Below are 15355 nucleotides of genomic sequence, written 5' to 3'. Positions count from 1 at the left end.
TACGAAGAATCAAAGTTTACCTGCGAGAGGGATTTGAAGGACTTGGTCTCACTTTGCCACTTTGTGGAAAAGTGAGACGGGAGCGAACGCGGACTCCGGAAAAGCCCGGCCCATCGGGACTCGCGAATCAAAAGCAAACAAAACCAATATTTGTTTTGTATTATCTCATTCGAATTCAATTCGGAAAAGAAAGGAAATTAGTCTAAATCGTAATATGAAATCGATCAATGCAGAAATGCCCGTTGTTGTCACAGGAGGTTCAGGATACATTGCTTCCTGGATCGTAAAATATTTGTTAGAAGATGGAAAAAAAGTTAAAACAACAATTCGAAGTCTAAAAGATACGTCGAAAATCCAACATCTATTGGACCTAAAAGAAAAGTTCAAAGACAATCTAACATTGATTGAAGCTGATTTAATGTTGGATGGTAGTTTTGATAAAGCCATAGAAGGTGCAGAGTTGGTAATCCATACTGCTTCACCTTTTTTTGTCGCAGGTGTCAAAGACGCAAAAAAACAATTAATTGATCCCGCATTACAAGGAACACGCAATGTTCTCGAATCGTGTAATCGAATTTCTACTGTCAAACGAGTCGTTTTAACTTCAAGTGTTGCTGCCATTCATGGAGACAATATCGATTCTTTATTAGTTCCTAACCAAACATTTACAGAAGATCATTGGAATACAACAAGTAGTTTGACTCACCAACCATATGCCTACTCCAAGACATTAGCGGAAAAAGAAGCTTGGGAAATACAAAAGAAACAATCTCGTTGGGATTTGGTTGTCATCAATCCATCCTTTGTGATGGGCCCATCAGTTTCCAAACGTTTGGATGGCACTAGTGTTGAGTTTATGAGAAATATGTTAAAAGGAATTTTTCGCACGGGTGTACCTGATACAAAAATGGGATTTGTTGATGTAAGAGATGTTGCAAAGGCGCATATCTTAGCAGGTTTTAATCCTAGTGCAAAAGGAAGGCATATTGTGTCATCCGAAGTATTACCAATGTTAGGGTTTGCAAAAATCATTAAAGAAAATTTTGGAAACAAATATTCCGTTCCTACTGGTACTCTCCCGAAGGCACTCGTTTATATCATTGGTCCTTTTTTTGGTTTATCTTGGGGTTATACAAAAAATAATATTGGGCAACCGTTGAACTTAAGTAATGAATATAGCAAGACGGATCTAGGACTCACCTATCGTTCGTTAAAGGAAACGATTATTGACCATGTCAACCAAATGGAAAGTGCTGGATTGTTGTAATCTTTAAGCGAACAAACTCAATTGAGGATTGGTGAAACTGCGAAGTTTTCTTGAAAATTTTAGGTAAGTTTGAATTCCCAAGAGACAAGCGTTAGATTTTATGGTAGGAGTTCGGGCAGGAAATTACACCCACAAGCCCACCTCCACCACCCAATTAGGGTGGGGGCCGGCATCCGACACATGAGACATAATATGCAATCGTTAGAAACCAATCCGTTTTTGTTACCAGACTACTTGCGGATGGGAAATCCCAGACAACAAGAGTTGTGGGAGGATTTAGAGAAATGGAAAATTCTAAAAAACTTAATTGGATTTAAACCAACACTTGCTGGAACAATTCCCATCGGCATTGATACAAAGAACAGCGATGTTGATATTTTGGCGAAATTCAATGTTCCTTCTCATTTACAAAAAATTTGTTATGCAAAGTTTCGGAATTTGCCCAATTATTCTTTTTCCGAAAAAACAATCTCTCTTCGGGTAACATTGATTTGTCGATTTTCCACTCCTAAATTTAATTACGAAATATTTGCGCAGTCAATTGAACCAACGGAACAATATGCATGGATTCATATGATGGTTGAAAATAGATTTTTAAACTTTGCAAACCAATCTTTTCGAGAGAATATTCTTCATTTAAAAGAAAGTGGAAAAAAAACAGAACATGCTTTTTGTGAATCCTTGGGTTTAAGCGGAGATCCTTTTAAGACATTACTCCAATGGAATCAAAAATCCGATGATGAGTACAAAGAATTATTATCCAAACAACGATATTTAAATTCTTAAACATTCCCAAATTGTCGAAAGGTTAAATTGATTCTTGGTCGTTTGATTTTGAGAGTTTTTGGCAAAGAATGAAGCCAATGGATTTGGATTTCATCTTTCATAAGTAGTAAACTCCCTGGTTCTAATCTCAATTCTACAAGAGTATTTTTTTTCTTATGTTTGAATCGGAAAATACGTTCAATCCCCAAACTCACAGATGCTATCGTTGAATTTGGTTTGAGAGAAGTTTCGTCATCACTATGCCACGCCATTCCCTCCGATCCATCATGGTATAAATTTAAAAGGCAGGAATTGAATTTCTCATCCGTTTTTGTTTCGACTTGTTCTTTTAAACTGAGAAGTTCTTTGGTCCAAGGGATGGCTTTTTTGGTCGTACCCGAATACCGATACGAAAATCCATTATCCGCATACCATGCAACACTCCTTTTGGTAAGGATGTGTTTCCCATACAGGATCGCTTCATCTTGTTTCCACTCGATCGAATTTTGAAAGGTTTCAAAATAATTTTGGCTCGTTTCTGAATCTAAAAAATCTGGGATGTACAACAAAGTTCCGTCAAAAGGCAGAAGATTAGTCGCTGGATTTTGTTGGAATAAATTCATATACCTAAGGTGTTTTCAGAATATGGAAATTGAGTTTGAGATTGCCTTTGAAGAACATACGAGAATTCTACCAAATTTCATTCCTTTTTGTCGAAAATTTTAGTTGGATTCCCTTCGATCCATCAGAATCTATACGATAGTATGACCCCTACGCGAACAATACAAGCTTTCATCGATGCCAAAAAAGAAAACACCACACCTTCCGAAGAGGTTTGGAACTCTTTAAAAGGATACCGCCAATGGAACGAACCCGAACTCATTGGGCTTAGGAATGCTTCCGGGTATTATCCTGAGATTTACTTTGAAGCGGGAATGGATGAAACCATTTCCAAACTACTCGCAAAATTTAAAGAAAAAGTGGTACCACACAAATTTTAATGAATCCCATCACACCAAAAGTTTTATACCAAGAAGCAAATCCTTACGGTTCTTTTACTGCTTTCCTAGAAGATGATGGAAGAACCATTTATTTATACCTACAATCACATAACAATCCAGAGTGGCCGATGAAAACACTTTGGGTTCGTAACTTAATCGATGCACCAGATGTTAGAAAAGAAGAAGACTTTGATTTAGGACTTGCACCTGTCTTAACACAATCAGAAATCACTGATCCCAAAGCGCAGTCCACATTATCGGAAGACCAAATCCATTTTATTTGGTCAGAAGAAGGTGATGCAGTCGCGTTATTTGTTGATGAGGAATTACAAGCTTATCTTCCCTCTTGGTCCGGGATTAAAGGTATCCATGGATATTCTAAGTTTGCCAAAGAAGAAGCACCTACTGCTTCTCCACTCGGTGATCCTAACAACGGTGTGATTGCAGAACGTGTAAAAGGAAATCGAAAATTTTGGGAATCTGTTGCTGAGAAAGACCATTGGAAAAAAGCACAAAAACTAAGGTTGGAGTTTTTAGAATCCAAACTTGGAAAACACGAGACCTATTGGTCTGCAGATGGTGGAAAATATCCATCACTTGGAATTGCTTCCTTTTTACCAAAGGAGTTTCCAGGGATAAAAATTTTTTCAACCATTGGCATGAGTGTACAAAACCAACCTAGTATCGAACTCTATCACAAAGATTATGAAAACTTTTCACGAATAGAACTTGTATTTGCCATCCAACTCTTAAAAGACTCTCCAGATAAATCAGAAACATGGATCCAACATGTTTTAGGTGAGATGGTGAAATTCCCTTGGAATACAGGAATTTGGTTTGGTCACTCACATACAATCCAAAACCCACGCAAAGATCCTGATCAATTGTATTTGGATTTCAATTGGTTTGTTTTTAGAAATATCACAGATGAACTCGACCAAGGTTCTAATGAAGTGTTGCCAAAACTGAACGGACTCATGACTGAGAATGGAAAACGTGCAAACTTTCTTTTTTTGACACCAATCTCAACGGAAGAACGAATTTGTTTTATGAGAGAAGGATCACAAAAGTTTTGGGAGACTTGGAAAAATGAAGGTTATACTTTTTTTCATGATTCCGAAAGGCGAATGTTAGAATTCTAGTTCTAAATTTTTAAAAAAATCCGATTCAAACTCTAAAATCTGTCCGTTACTCAATATGATATGGCAGAGACGTATACAAAGTATTTCAATTTAGAGTTTGAACCCTTTTCTTTAGAAAGAATCCTCGAAGAAAGACAAGATTCCGCTGGATTTTTCCTCTCTACCGTATTCCAGAAACGGTTTTCGGAAGAAGTGAATCTAAAACGCCATGAAGACCAAAAATTATGGATCCAATCAAAGAATCTTCGTTATGTAGTTCTGGATGGAATCCAAAAAATTTCAGATGAAAATGGTAGATTAGAACCAACCAACATCCTCTACTTACTTGTTTTTTTTGATTTTAATTCAATCACAGAGTATGGATTCGAAGAAGTCTGCAATGTGCTCATCAAACGATATGATTTGCCTTCTCTCATCCTTAAAATGCCTGATAATGACCATTTAGAAATCTGGGGAAAGGATCATTCGAGAAAAAGTTATAAGAATGTGATCCATCCTAACATTGAATCACTCATGAAAGCACTCTTTGATTCGATCAATAAGAAGGATCATTTTCAATTCATTGGCATTGAAAGATCAAATTCGGAGAAAAAATCAGGATTTTTAATGACGAGAAGGGGTTTTACACGGGCAATTGCGTAATTTTTTCCCATTGATACCCGTATAAATGAAAAAACCCGCAGGTTTTGCGGGTTCACACAATCTTACTTCGATAGTTTCGAAGGAAGAATCGAATCTAAGTTATTTCTTAGATTTTTTCTTTGCAGCTTTTTTCTTAGCGGCTTTCTTTTTTGCGGCTTTCTTTTTAGCAACCATTGTGATCGTCCTTATCTTTTGATTTCAAAACACGGCTGTCCTTGGCAAACAGAGAGTGAATTGATACGACATAATTAAATCATATCATTTTAAATGTAAAGAAATTTTATTTTTTGCATGAATTTTTATTCAAAATAAAAAAACAGGCTAATACTCATTCTACGGAACATTGATAACAATCTTACCAATCGATTGACCTGATTGCATTGTACGGAGTGCATCATGCAAAGAATCGAACGTAAACTCATGCCCAATCGTTTGTTTTGGTAACGAATACATCATTAAATCGGAAAAATGTTTTCGAAGATCATCAATTTCATTCCACAACCATATTAAATTGAATCCCATCACCGATTTATTGTCTGAAATCATTGATAATGGATCAATTTTTGGTCTTGTGAGGTATGAAGACACAATTGAAAACCAATTGATGAATGATTTTGAAGGAGTGAAGTTTGCACTTCCATACGTAACAAGTCTTCCCATTGGTGCTAAAAGATCATAACTGTCCTGAAAATAACGACCACCTAAACATTCTAAAACGATTTTTAATGGTGCTCCATCTAGAATTTTTTTCATTTCATCTTTAAAATGAGGAGATCGAACGAGAAATTTTTCATAACCAACCTCTTTTAGGATCGAAAACTTAACGGAATCACCTACAAGTCCTATCGCTATTGCTTTTTTTTTCTGAATGATATGACCCGCCATGATACCAACACCACCTGCAGCACTATGAACTAAAACATGATCACCTTCTTTTACTTGTGCGAGTGGAACAAGAGCATAGTAGGCAGTGAGTGCTTGCACTGCAAATGATGCTCCATCTTGCAGACTCCAATCCTTTGGAAGTGCAAATATTGTTTTTTCTGAAATGTTAAGATGAGTTGTATAAGCACCAAACCGAGTGACACCAAAAACAAACTCTCCCACCTCAAAATCCTTAACATTTGGGCCTATTTTGATGATTTTTCCTGAAAATTCTAATCCAGGAACGAAACTTCCCTTGGGAGTTGCTGAGTACAAACCATAAACAGAAAAAACATCTGCAAAGTTTAGTCCGATCGCTTTTACTTCGATTGTGACTTCATCACCTTCGGGAGGAGGTAAGAGTTCTTTTTTTCTTCGTAAGTTGTGGATGGATCCAGTTTTTTCGATGCGGTAGGCTTCTCTTTGCATAATGAGTTAAAAAAAATTCAATTCCAGTACCATGAAACCATTTTTCTATGGTATAAGAGTCTACATAAGAGAATACCGTGGAACTAAAACAAACACCCTTACACTCAATTCATAAAGAAATGGGAGCCAAGATGGTTCCTTTTGGCGGATGGGACATGCCTGTTCAGTATACAGGAATCATCCAAGAACATGTAACAACTAGATCGAACGCAGGTCTCTTTGATGTTTCCCATATGGGTGAAATTTTTGTTACCGGTGATGCCAATGAAGTTTTAGAATTTTTAGAATCAGTCACATGTAATCTCATTTCATCGATGAAAGATGGCCAAGTGCAATACAATGCAGTTGTGAACGAGAATGGTGGGCTTGTTGATGATATCACAGTTTATAAATTCAATGATACAAAATATATGATTTGTTCCAATGCATCTAATTATGAAGCCGTTACCAAACATTTACTTAAATATGTAAAGGGGAACGTAACTGTAGTTGATGATAGTAAAAATTGGCACCAAATTGCTTTACAAGGCCCAAAAGCAGATGAAATTTTTGCAAACTACTTAGGAAAAGATTTATCTTCTATCCTTTATTATCATTTTACAGAAATGAATTGGAAAGGTGAGACAATCATCGTGTCTCGCACCGGTTATACGGGAGAAGATGGATTTGAAATTTATACATCTAATCAATTGGGTGTCATTCTTTGGAAAGATTTATTAGAAGCCGGCAAAAACTTTGGACTTGTTCCCGTTGGCCTTGGTGCACGTGATACACTCCGATTAGAAGCAAAGTATCCATTGTATGGACATGAATTGAACGCAGAGTGGACTCCTGTAGAATCTGGAATCAATTTCATCGTAAAAGAAAAATCCAAACCTTACCTAGGATACGAACGGATCATCGCAGATAAAAAAAATGGTCCAAAATCAAAAGTTGTGGGAATCCGTTTGATGGAACCTGGTGTTTTACGCGAAAATTTTCCCATTTTTTCAGGGGAAGGGAAAGAAATTGGCAAATCAACCTCAGGAACCCACTCCCCAAGCCGGAAGGAATCCCTAGGACTTGCCTTTCTTCAGACCGAATTCACAAAAAACCAAACGGAAGTATTTGTGGAGATTCGTGGGCAGAAGAAATTGGCTAAAGTAGAGACTGGTGCCTTCATCCAAGGCAGTGTCCGAAACAATCGCTAAACGAAAAGATGTAAGGAAAAAAACCATGGCAGACACACAAGCAAGAGACGGTTATTATTATACAGAAAAACATGAATGGGTAAAAGTAGAGGGAGATGTGGCTCTTGTTGGAATCACTGACTTCGCACAAAACGCATTAGGTGACATTGTCTTCATCGACCTTCCAAAACCTGGAAAACAAATTAAAGCAAAAGATAGTTTAGGAACCATTGAATCAGTCAAAGCGGCAGAAGATTTATATTCCCCGATTTCTGGTGAAGTAGTCGAAACAAACCCGTCCCTTGGTTCCAACCCACAATCTGTGAATGCAGAACCTTTTGATACTTGGATGGTTAAATTAAAAAACATCCAAACATCTGAGCTTGGAGGATTACTCTCAGCTGCACAATATAAAGAATACGTTTCCAAATTGGATTAATAGGAGTTATTTTCAAGTGAGTTCCGTAAAACCTTCATCACCCATCCATTCCCCTTACGAAGAAACATTAGAACCAAGTGACACCTTCCTACGCCGTCATGTTGGTGTGACAGAAGAAACTGTTTCCGAAATGCTTTCTACAATTGGATACAAAGAATTGGATGATCTGATTAGTGATGCTGTTCCCGAAAACATTCGGTTACGCAAGGAACTCGATTTACCAAAACCAATTGGTGAATATGCTCTCCAAAAAGATTTAAAGAAAATTGTTTCTAAAAACAAAATCTACAGATCCTATTTGGGACTTGGATACTATTCTTGTATCACTCCTCCAGTGATCCAAAGGAACATTTTAGAAAATCCAGGTTGGTATACTGCTTACACTCCGTACCAAGCGGAGATTGCCCAAGGAAGGATGGAAGCACTCATCAACTTCCAAACGATGATCACAGATCTTACAGGGATGGAAATCGCCAATGCTTCACTCCTTGATGAAGGAACTGCTGCTGCTGAGGCAATGAATATGTTGTTTTCATTAAAAGATGACAACCAAGGAAAATCTTTCTTTGTTTCACAATCGGTTCACCCACAAACCTTAGATGTAATCCGTACTCGTGCAATCCCACTTGGAATCAACATTGTTGTTGGTTCTTTTAAAAAGATGGTTCCTTCCAATGATTTTTTTGGAGCGATTGTCCAATACCCATCTACTGATGGAACTATTTATGATTTTAGCGAATTCATTGAAAGCCTGCACAAAGTAGGTGCCAAAACTGTAGTAGCGGCAGACCTTCTTGCACTCACCATTTTAAAATCACCAGGTGAAATGAATGCAGACGTGGTTGTGGGAACCACACAACGTTTTGGATTGCCACTTGGTTTTGGTGGTCCCCATGCTGGTTACTTTGCTACAAAAGAAGAATACAAACGAAATATGCCAGGACGCCTCATCGGTGTATCGAAAGATTCTCAAGGAAAACCAGGTTACCGTTTAAGCCTCCAAACACGTGAACAACACATTCGACGAGACAAAGCAACATCTAACATTTGTACAGCGCAAGTATTACTCGCAGTACTTTCCTCTATGTATGCAGTGTATCATGGTCCAAAAGGTCTCAAACAAATTGCATCTCGTGTTCATAGAATGACAACCATTCTCGCCACTGGACTTGAAAAGTTAGGATACAAAATCATTTCACAACCTTACTTTGATACCATTCGAGTAGAACTGTCTAAAATCTCATCGGCTGAAATCATCCATTACGCAGAAGAAAGAGAAATCAATATTCGACAAGTATCAGGTCACGTGATCAGCATTTCATTAGATGAAACAACAAACGTCAAAGACATCAAAGATCTTCTTGAAGTATTTAATGAAAACAAAGCACTCCATTTTCCATTAGAAGACCTAACAACAAAAGAAGAATGGAAAATTCCAGAACTTCTTGAAAGAAAATCATCATACTTAACTCATCCAGTTTTTAATAGTTTCCATACGGAAACAGAGATGTTACGTTACATTCGTAGACTGGAAGCAAAGGATTTATCTTTAACTACTTCTATGATTGCATTAGGTTCTTGTACGATGAAACTGAATGCATCTACAGAGATGTATCCGGTCACTTGGCCAGAACTATCGAATATCCATCCCTTTGTCCCTGAAAACCAAACAGAAGGATACCGTACTCTATTTAGCCAATTAGAAAAATGGTTATGTGAAATCACGGGATTTGCTGAAGTATCACTCCAACCAAATGCTGGTTCACAAGGAGAATACGCAGGTTTACTTGCAATTCGTAATTTCCACCAAAGCCGTAATGATATGCACAGAGACATTTGTCTTATCCCAATTTCGGCTCACGGCACAAACCCTGCCTCAGCAGTGATGGCAGGATTCAAAGTGGTTCCAGTGAATTGTGATCTCAATGGAAACATTGATGTAGAAGACTTAAAGAAAAAAGCAGTTGAATACAAAGACAAGTTAGGTGCCCTAATGGTAACCTATCCTTCTACACACGGAGTTTTTGAAGCTTCCATCAAAGAAATTTGCCAAACCATTCACGACAATGGTGGTCAAGTATATATGGATGGTGCCAATATGAACGCACAGGTTGGTTTAACAAGACCTGGGGATATCGGTGCCGATGTTTGCCATTTAAACTTACACAAAACATTTTGTATCCCACACGGTGGTGGTGGTCCAGGTGTTGGACCGATTGGTGTAGCAGAACACTTAGCTCCTTTTTTACCAGGACATAGTCTTGTGGAAAATGGATCGAATAACAGCCAGTGGGCGGTATCTGCGGCTCCTTGGGGATCTGCATCTATCATTGTGATCTCATGGGCATACATTGCTATGCTCGGATTTGAAGGTCTACGATATGCAACAAAAATTGCCATCCTCAATGCTAATTACATAGCCAAAAAATTAGAATCCGCTTTTCCCGTTTTATACCGAGGAAACAAGGGTCTTGTGGCTCATGAGTGTATTTTGGATATGCGTGGATTCAAAAAAACGAGTGGAATCGAAGTTGAAGATATCGCCAAACGTTTGATCGACTATGGATTTCACTCACCTACTATGTCATTCCCTGTTCCAGGAACTCTCATGGTAGAGCCAACTGAGTCAGAATCCAAAGAAGAATTGGACCGTTTTATTGATTCCATGTTATCAATTGCAAAGGAAATCAAGGATATCGAGTCTGGAGTTCTCTCCAAAGAAGATAATCCTCTCAAAAACTCTCCTCATACCGCGGACATGGTGATTAGCGATTCTTGGAACCATACATATCCTCGGGAACGTGCAGCGTATCCTCTTCCTTGGCTTCGTTCACGAAAATTTTGGCCAAGTGTCGGACGAGTGGACAATGTGTACGGGGATCGGAACTTAGTTTGTTCCTGTATACCCATGGAAAACTACGTCGTTTCCTAAGGACTAAATTATTTATGTTTTACGAAAAACATATCTTTGTTTGTGAAAACCAAAGGGCACCCGGCGAACGGGTGTCATGTGGGAACCAAGGTTCCATTGAACTTCTCAAATTATTGAAACAAAAAGCCGCCAAAGCTGGAATTGAATATAAATTTCGGGTACAAAAATCGGGATGTCTTGATCGTTGTGAACTTGGTCCCATCCAAGTCTCCTATCCTGAAGGCAAATGGTTTGCAATGAAATCAGAAGCCGATGTCGAAACCATCTTAGAATATTACTTGAAGACAGACCAACCAGACAAATACGACCACCTCATTGTCGCAGACAATACCCCAACTTAAAAAACGAACACAACGTATTCCAAACACGAACATTTGTTAGTTATTTTTTTTGGCGATGTGTGGAAAACTCGCACAAAACAGGGGATTATGGTAGGTTGGTGTCAATGGGTGGCGGGTGGATAACCCCACCCATTGATCAGGGCGGGGAGACCAGATTCGCAACTTCCCCCCAAAATCCCACTTGACCAATTCCCCCACTACGATCCAATTCCTCCACTTATGAAAAAAATTTCTCGCATACTCCTTATCTTTTTCGTAACGGTGATCCTACTCCTTTCCGTTTTTGTTACTGCTGTTTATCTCATCAGCAACAACCGCATGGGAAAAATATACTCCGTAAAGCCAACCCCGGTTCCAAAATTTGTATCCAACCAAGACATTCTAGAAGGAAAACGCCTTTATCAATCTCGAGGTTGTGGTGATTGCCATGACGTTGATGGAAGTGGAAAAACTTTTATCAACGATCCTGCAATTGGAACAATTTCAGGTGCAAACCTAACAGCTGGTAAAGGAGGAATATTAAACGATCGAAGTGATGAAGAATTGGCTGTCGCCATTCGCCATGGTGTAGGAAAAAATGGACGTGCACTCATTTTCATGCCTTCCACTGATTTTCAAGGTATGACAAATGAAGACGTTGGAAAATTAATTTCTTATCTTCGATCATCTACCCCAGTGGACAAAGAACAAGGAGAAATCAAACCAGGTCCTCTAGGTAGATTTTTATTTGTCATTGGAGAAATTCCTGTATTGGTCTCAGCAGAACAAATCGATCATGAAACAACTCATCTTCAAAACCTAAAACCAACTGTATCATTGGAATATGGTAAGTATGTTGCAGCAACTTGTACTGGATGTCATGGAATGAAGTTAGTTGGTGGCCCCATCCAAGGAGCTCCTCCTGAATGGCCTCAAGCACAAAATATTACGAAAGCAGGACTTTCTCATTATACAGAAGTTAGTTTTATTGAATCCATCCGAACAGGAAAACGCCCAGATGGATCAGAGATCAAGTTTCCAATGCCTTGGCAAAGTTTAGCTAAATTAACAGATACAGAGCTAAAAGCTCTTTGGCTGTATTTGCAAAGCATTTAAAAACAAAATTCACAATTCCCTTTACAGAAGGGAATTAACTCGTTTAATTTTCTTTTTCGAAACTCAGTTCCATTCCATTTTCAATTTCTTTAATGGATTGGAACTGTACCAAAGAATTGCCATCCATGACATTGGATAGTTCTAAACTAAATCCTTTTGTTTTGATCATTTTACTTCCAGGAGTCCAAGATCCAGAGAATTGTCTGATTTCCTTATCATTTAACTTTAATTTTGCAGTAAAATCTTGTCCATTACCGGTGATTTCCATCTGTAAATTTTGTGGACCTAATTTTGGATTCCAATACATAGAAGTCCATTTTCCAGTAAATTGATTTGGCAATTCTTCTAAAGACATGGCTCTCTTTTTTACAACGGATTTTGGTTCATTCCAAAAAACCGAAACAAAATTTGAATCTTTGGATTCAGCACCAAACTCTGATTTGGAGCGAACAGTGTATAAAAAAAGATCACCAGATTTTCCAGGAAACACTTCCGTAAAACTTGTCTTCTTTGATTCCACACTGGATACAAATTCTAATTTACCAGGTTTACCATTCTGGATTGGTTTTCGATAGATATAATATTCAAAACTATCCTTCACCGAATCCCACTTCAAACTGACCATTTTATCTTTTCCAACTGGGTTTGTAATCAATTGTTTTGGAGCAGGAAGTGTCACACCACCCGCACGTTTTGTCAAACCAGGATCCGTTTTTCCAAAAGCAACTTCACTTGGTTCCGCATAACCTAAGTCATTTGCAGCTATCACTGTATATATAAATGATTTTCCATTTTGAATGGTTGTATCAGAATCTGTATACGATGTACCAGATACTTCGAATTGACCCGAAGGTTCTGCATTCTCATCAAATCGAAATAAAAAATAATTTTTAGCACCAGGCGCAGCTTTCCAATTCAATTGGATTTTATTTGCATAATCACCATTTGATGCTGACAACTTGCTAACTTGGTTTGGTAATAAAGATTGATTGGCTACTTCAACAGCAATGGAATCACTCCAATCTGATGATTGTTTGGAATTGATGACAGCATTTACACGATAATAATTCACTTCTCCTGATTTAGGAGAGTTATCTACATAATCTGGTGACTTACTTGTCCCAATGGTTTTCCATTTAAAAGTCGAATCTGATTTAGCAATTGTATAGTTTGCGGCACCATCAATTTCGGACCAAGCCAATTGGACACTCGTTGTATTTCCATTCGAAAAAACAACTCCACTGAGACCAACAACTTGTGTCAAATTACCATCTTGTGATGGTTCCGACGATGTAAATCCCTCTACTTCTAATGAGGCAACTGAAACATCTTCAGCTCCAATAGCTAAAATTCGATACGCATAAGTAGAGTTTGGTGAAACAGATAGGTCGGTAAAACTTGGTTTGTCTGAATATGCTAAGTCATAAAAATCAGATTCTTCCTTTCTTTGAATTAGGTAAGCGACTGCAGATTCTTGGTGTTTCCAAGTCAGTAGAATTTTATTATCGAAGTCACCTTTGGAAACTTTAATTTCAGTGGGAGCTAAAATAGGTTTTTTAGTGGGATTAACACTCACAACTGGCGTTGTTGTATTCTGTGGTGCTGGCTCATCAATTATCGCGTATGTTTCTTGTCCAACTTTAGCCAACATCGAATAGGATACCCATCCAAATCCATTATCACCCCAGTTTGTACCCCATGAGTTTTGTAATTTAAAGGCACCTTTTTTACCCGATTTCGATTTTTTATTATCATCATATCCAACAATTGTCATGGCATGGCCACCATAACTTTGGCCACTATTCGCATCATAAACAGTGGCACCTTTCAATTTATAGAAAGCATCATCTATGATCATACCAACCATCACAACATTCTTGCCAGCTAATACGCGCTTGATTTCGTCTGGGTTTTTAAAATTCAATCGAGAGAATGATTTTATTTTATATTTGAGAGCTTCTTGTTTCGATTCTTGAGTTGGTTGTGACAAATAATCTTTGTCTGTATAAGGCATACTGCTCCATGGTGCCACACCATTGGATTTTAAGAATTCCATAGTTTTGTAATAGTATAATCCTTTATCTTCTCCCCCATTTTGTTGGTTGTAAATGAAGGCTGGTGAAAACACAAAGTTTCCTTTTCCACCAGCAAACGGCGGATCATACTCGGTGCTTTGGCCCTTATTCTTTAGTAGATAGGATTTGATCGCATAACCTGTAGCCCATGCAACACAACTATTTTGCCTTCCTTGGTTTCCAACAGGTGGCATTTGTGATGATAAGTCAATTGAACTTGGTAAGTCTTCAAACGAATTAAAATCACGTTTGAGAGGAATTGTATCTTGTACTTCTTTTGGACTCGGGATGTAACCACAAGAAAAGGTTCCAGGTTTACAACCAGGTGAACGAACACTACTTGGGTCAAACTCTTCCGCAAAAGTTGTATGGAATGAGAACAATACAACTCCGAGTATTAATGATTTTATTTTCAGATTCATGGTTTCATCCTTTCTATAAACTTTATTATTTCCTTTTTTTGTACCCATTCAGGTTGCTGAATTTCTTCTAACCGATAATAAAACTTTGATTTGGTGGACCCAAATCGAAATTCTACAAAATTATAACTTATCCCAGTGATTTGTTCTTCGGGAATCTCTTCATATGGGAATTGTGAAATACCCATGTCTAAAAAATGATTCATCCATTTTTCATACTGGACGGGCGATATGTCTTTCGTTTCCTCTAGTTGAAGTTTCCCATTCTTCATGATTTTTCGGGTTAAGTGAATAGTTTTGGAGTCTGTCCATAGATGGAATTGTTTTGCATACCTATATTCAGGTGCAACGGCTCCAGAACTCTCTTCCCAAAACAAATCCATTGGTTTCCAATTTCCTTTATGGTTTTTCAAATTTGTAAGATTTGGAGGTATTTCTTTAGATACGTTATTTTGTTTCGCTTTCAGATTTTGTTTTATCGTTACTGTTTTATTTCCATTTTTAGAGGGAAGAGATGAAGATACATTCGAATTGGTCTTTGTTTTTACTTTTCTATTTTTTGGATTTGTAGATCTTGCAGAGGAATCCGAATTTTCATTCGTAGATTTAATTTGTTTTTTTGTCTCCACTGGATTTGGATTCGCCATGATTTCTCCTCCTACAATTGACCAGAAAGCCAAGGATAGAAATATCTTTACTAGATTTACCAAAGTGG

General features: G+C 37.9%; 14 protein-coding genes. 10 read left to right on the top strand and 4 right to left on the bottom strand.

What is annotated here, in order from left to right:
• Nucleotides 1–214: 214 nt before the first annotated feature.
• A complete protein-coding gene (locus CH354_RS06755; RefSeq protein ID WP_100725980.1) occupies nucleotides 215–1267 on the top strand; it encodes an SDR family oxidoreductase in 1053 nt (350 codons plus the stop codon).
• Nucleotides 1268–1459: 192 nt separating this feature from the next.
• Nucleotides 1460–2053 carry a DUF4269 domain-containing protein gene (locus CH354_RS06745; RefSeq protein ID WP_100725818.1) on the top strand — a complete coding sequence of 198 codons (594 nt, stop codon included), beginning with the start codon at nucleotides 1460–1462 and terminating at the stop codon, nucleotides 2051–2053.
• Here the strand turns inward: CH354_RS06745 and CH354_RS06740 are convergent.
• On the bottom strand, nucleotides 2050–2655 hold the full coding sequence (locus CH354_RS06740; protein ID WP_100725817.1) for an alpha-ketoglutarate-dependent dioxygenase AlkB family protein: 606 nt from the start codon (nucleotides 2653–2655) through the stop codon (nucleotides 2050–2052). The two genes, CH354_RS06745 and CH354_RS06740, sit on opposite strands and share 4 nt — an antisense overlap.
• Nucleotides 2656–2796: 141 nt before the next feature.
• On the opposite strand from CH354_RS06740, the gene CH354_RS06735 reads away from it, so the two are divergent.
• Genes CH354_RS06735 through CH354_RS06725 form a run of 3 tightly spaced genes read left to right on the top strand, consistent with a single transcriptional unit; the run spans nucleotide 2797 to nucleotide 4817 of the window.
• Nucleotides 2797–3033 (top strand): hypothetical protein, encoded by a 237-nt coding sequence (locus tag CH354_RS06735; protein WP_100716864.1) that lies wholly within the window; start codon nucleotides 2797–2799, stop codon nucleotides 3031–3033.
• On the top strand, nucleotides 3033–4175 hold the full coding sequence (locus tag CH354_RS06730) for a suppressor of fused domain protein (RefSeq protein ID WP_100716865.1): 1143 nt from the start codon (nucleotides 3033–3035) through the stop codon (nucleotides 4173–4175). The genes CH354_RS06735 and CH354_RS06730 overlap by 1 nt, the downstream gene beginning before the upstream one ends.
• 60 nt (nucleotides 4176–4235) lie before the next feature.
• Entirely contained in the window at nucleotides 4236–4817 is a 582-nt protein-coding gene (locus tag CH354_RS06725; protein WP_100716866.1) for a hypothetical protein, read from the top strand.
• A gap of 333 nt (nucleotides 4818–5150) precedes the next feature.
• Here CH354_RS06725 and CH354_RS06720 read toward each other — a convergent pair whose 3' ends face one another.
• On the bottom strand, nucleotides 5151–6170 hold the full coding sequence (locus tag CH354_RS06720) for a synaptic vesicle VAT-1 family membrane protein (RefSeq protein WP_100725816.1): 1020 nt from the start codon (nucleotides 6168–6170) through the stop codon (nucleotides 5151–5153).
• Between the two features lie 77 nt (nucleotides 6171–6247).
• On the opposite strand from CH354_RS06720, the gene gcvT reads away from it, so the two are divergent.
• From gcvT to CH354_RS06695, 5 genes are all read left to right on the top strand, one after another.
• Nucleotides 6248–7360 (top strand): glycine cleavage system aminomethyltransferase GcvT, encoded by a 1113-nt coding sequence (gcvT, locus tag CH354_RS06715; protein WP_100725815.1) that lies wholly within the window; start codon nucleotides 6248–6250, stop codon nucleotides 7358–7360.
• 25 nt (nucleotides 7361–7385) lie between these two features.
• Nucleotides 7386–7778, top strand: coding sequence for a glycine cleavage system protein GcvH (gene gcvH, locus CH354_RS06710; protein WP_100725979.1), 393 nt, complete (start codon nucleotides 7386–7388; stop codon nucleotides 7776–7778).
• 130 nt (nucleotides 7779–7908) lie between these two features.
• Nucleotides 7909–10710, top strand: a complete 2802-nt coding sequence (gene gcvP, locus CH354_RS06705) for an aminomethyl-transferring glycine dehydrogenase (protein WP_243396004.1) — start codon at nucleotides 7909–7911, stop codon at nucleotides 10708–10710.
• A 14-nt stretch (nucleotides 10711–10724) separates the two neighbouring features.
• Nucleotides 10725–11051, top strand: a complete 327-nt coding sequence (locus CH354_RS06700; protein ID WP_100716870.1) for a (2Fe-2S) ferredoxin domain-containing protein — start codon at nucleotides 10725–10727, stop codon at nucleotides 11049–11051.
• 318 nt (nucleotides 11052–11369) lie between these two features.
• On the top strand, nucleotides 11370–12146 hold the full coding sequence (locus CH354_RS06695) for a c-type cytochrome (protein ID WP_165780312.1): 777 nt from the start codon (nucleotides 11370–11372) through the stop codon (nucleotides 12144–12146).
• 43 nt (nucleotides 12147–12189) lie between these two features.
• Here CH354_RS06695 and CH354_RS06690 read toward each other — a convergent pair whose 3' ends face one another.
• Complete coding sequence (locus tag CH354_RS06690) at nucleotides 12190–14643, bottom strand: C1 family peptidase (RefSeq protein ID WP_100725977.1); 2454 nt, start codon at nucleotides 14641–14643, stop codon at nucleotides 12190–12192.
• The gene (locus CH354_RS18440) at nucleotides 14640–15287 is read right to left on the bottom strand and encodes a hypothetical protein (protein ID WP_243395983.1); all 648 of its coding nucleotides are present in this window, start codon (nucleotides 15285–15287) and stop codon (nucleotides 14640–14642) included. Before CH354_RS18440 ends, CH354_RS06690 begins: the two co-directional genes overlap by 4 nt.
• Nucleotides 15288–15355: the final 68 nt, after the last annotated feature.

It is taken from the genome of Leptospira levettii (assembly GCF_002812085.1).
GTDB classification, from domain to species: Bacteria; Spirochaetota; Leptospiria; order Leptospirales; family Leptospiraceae; genus Leptospira_A; species Leptospira_A levettii.
Note: the sequence above shows the minus strand (reverse complement) of the source record. Positions and strands in the feature narration are given on the sequence as shown.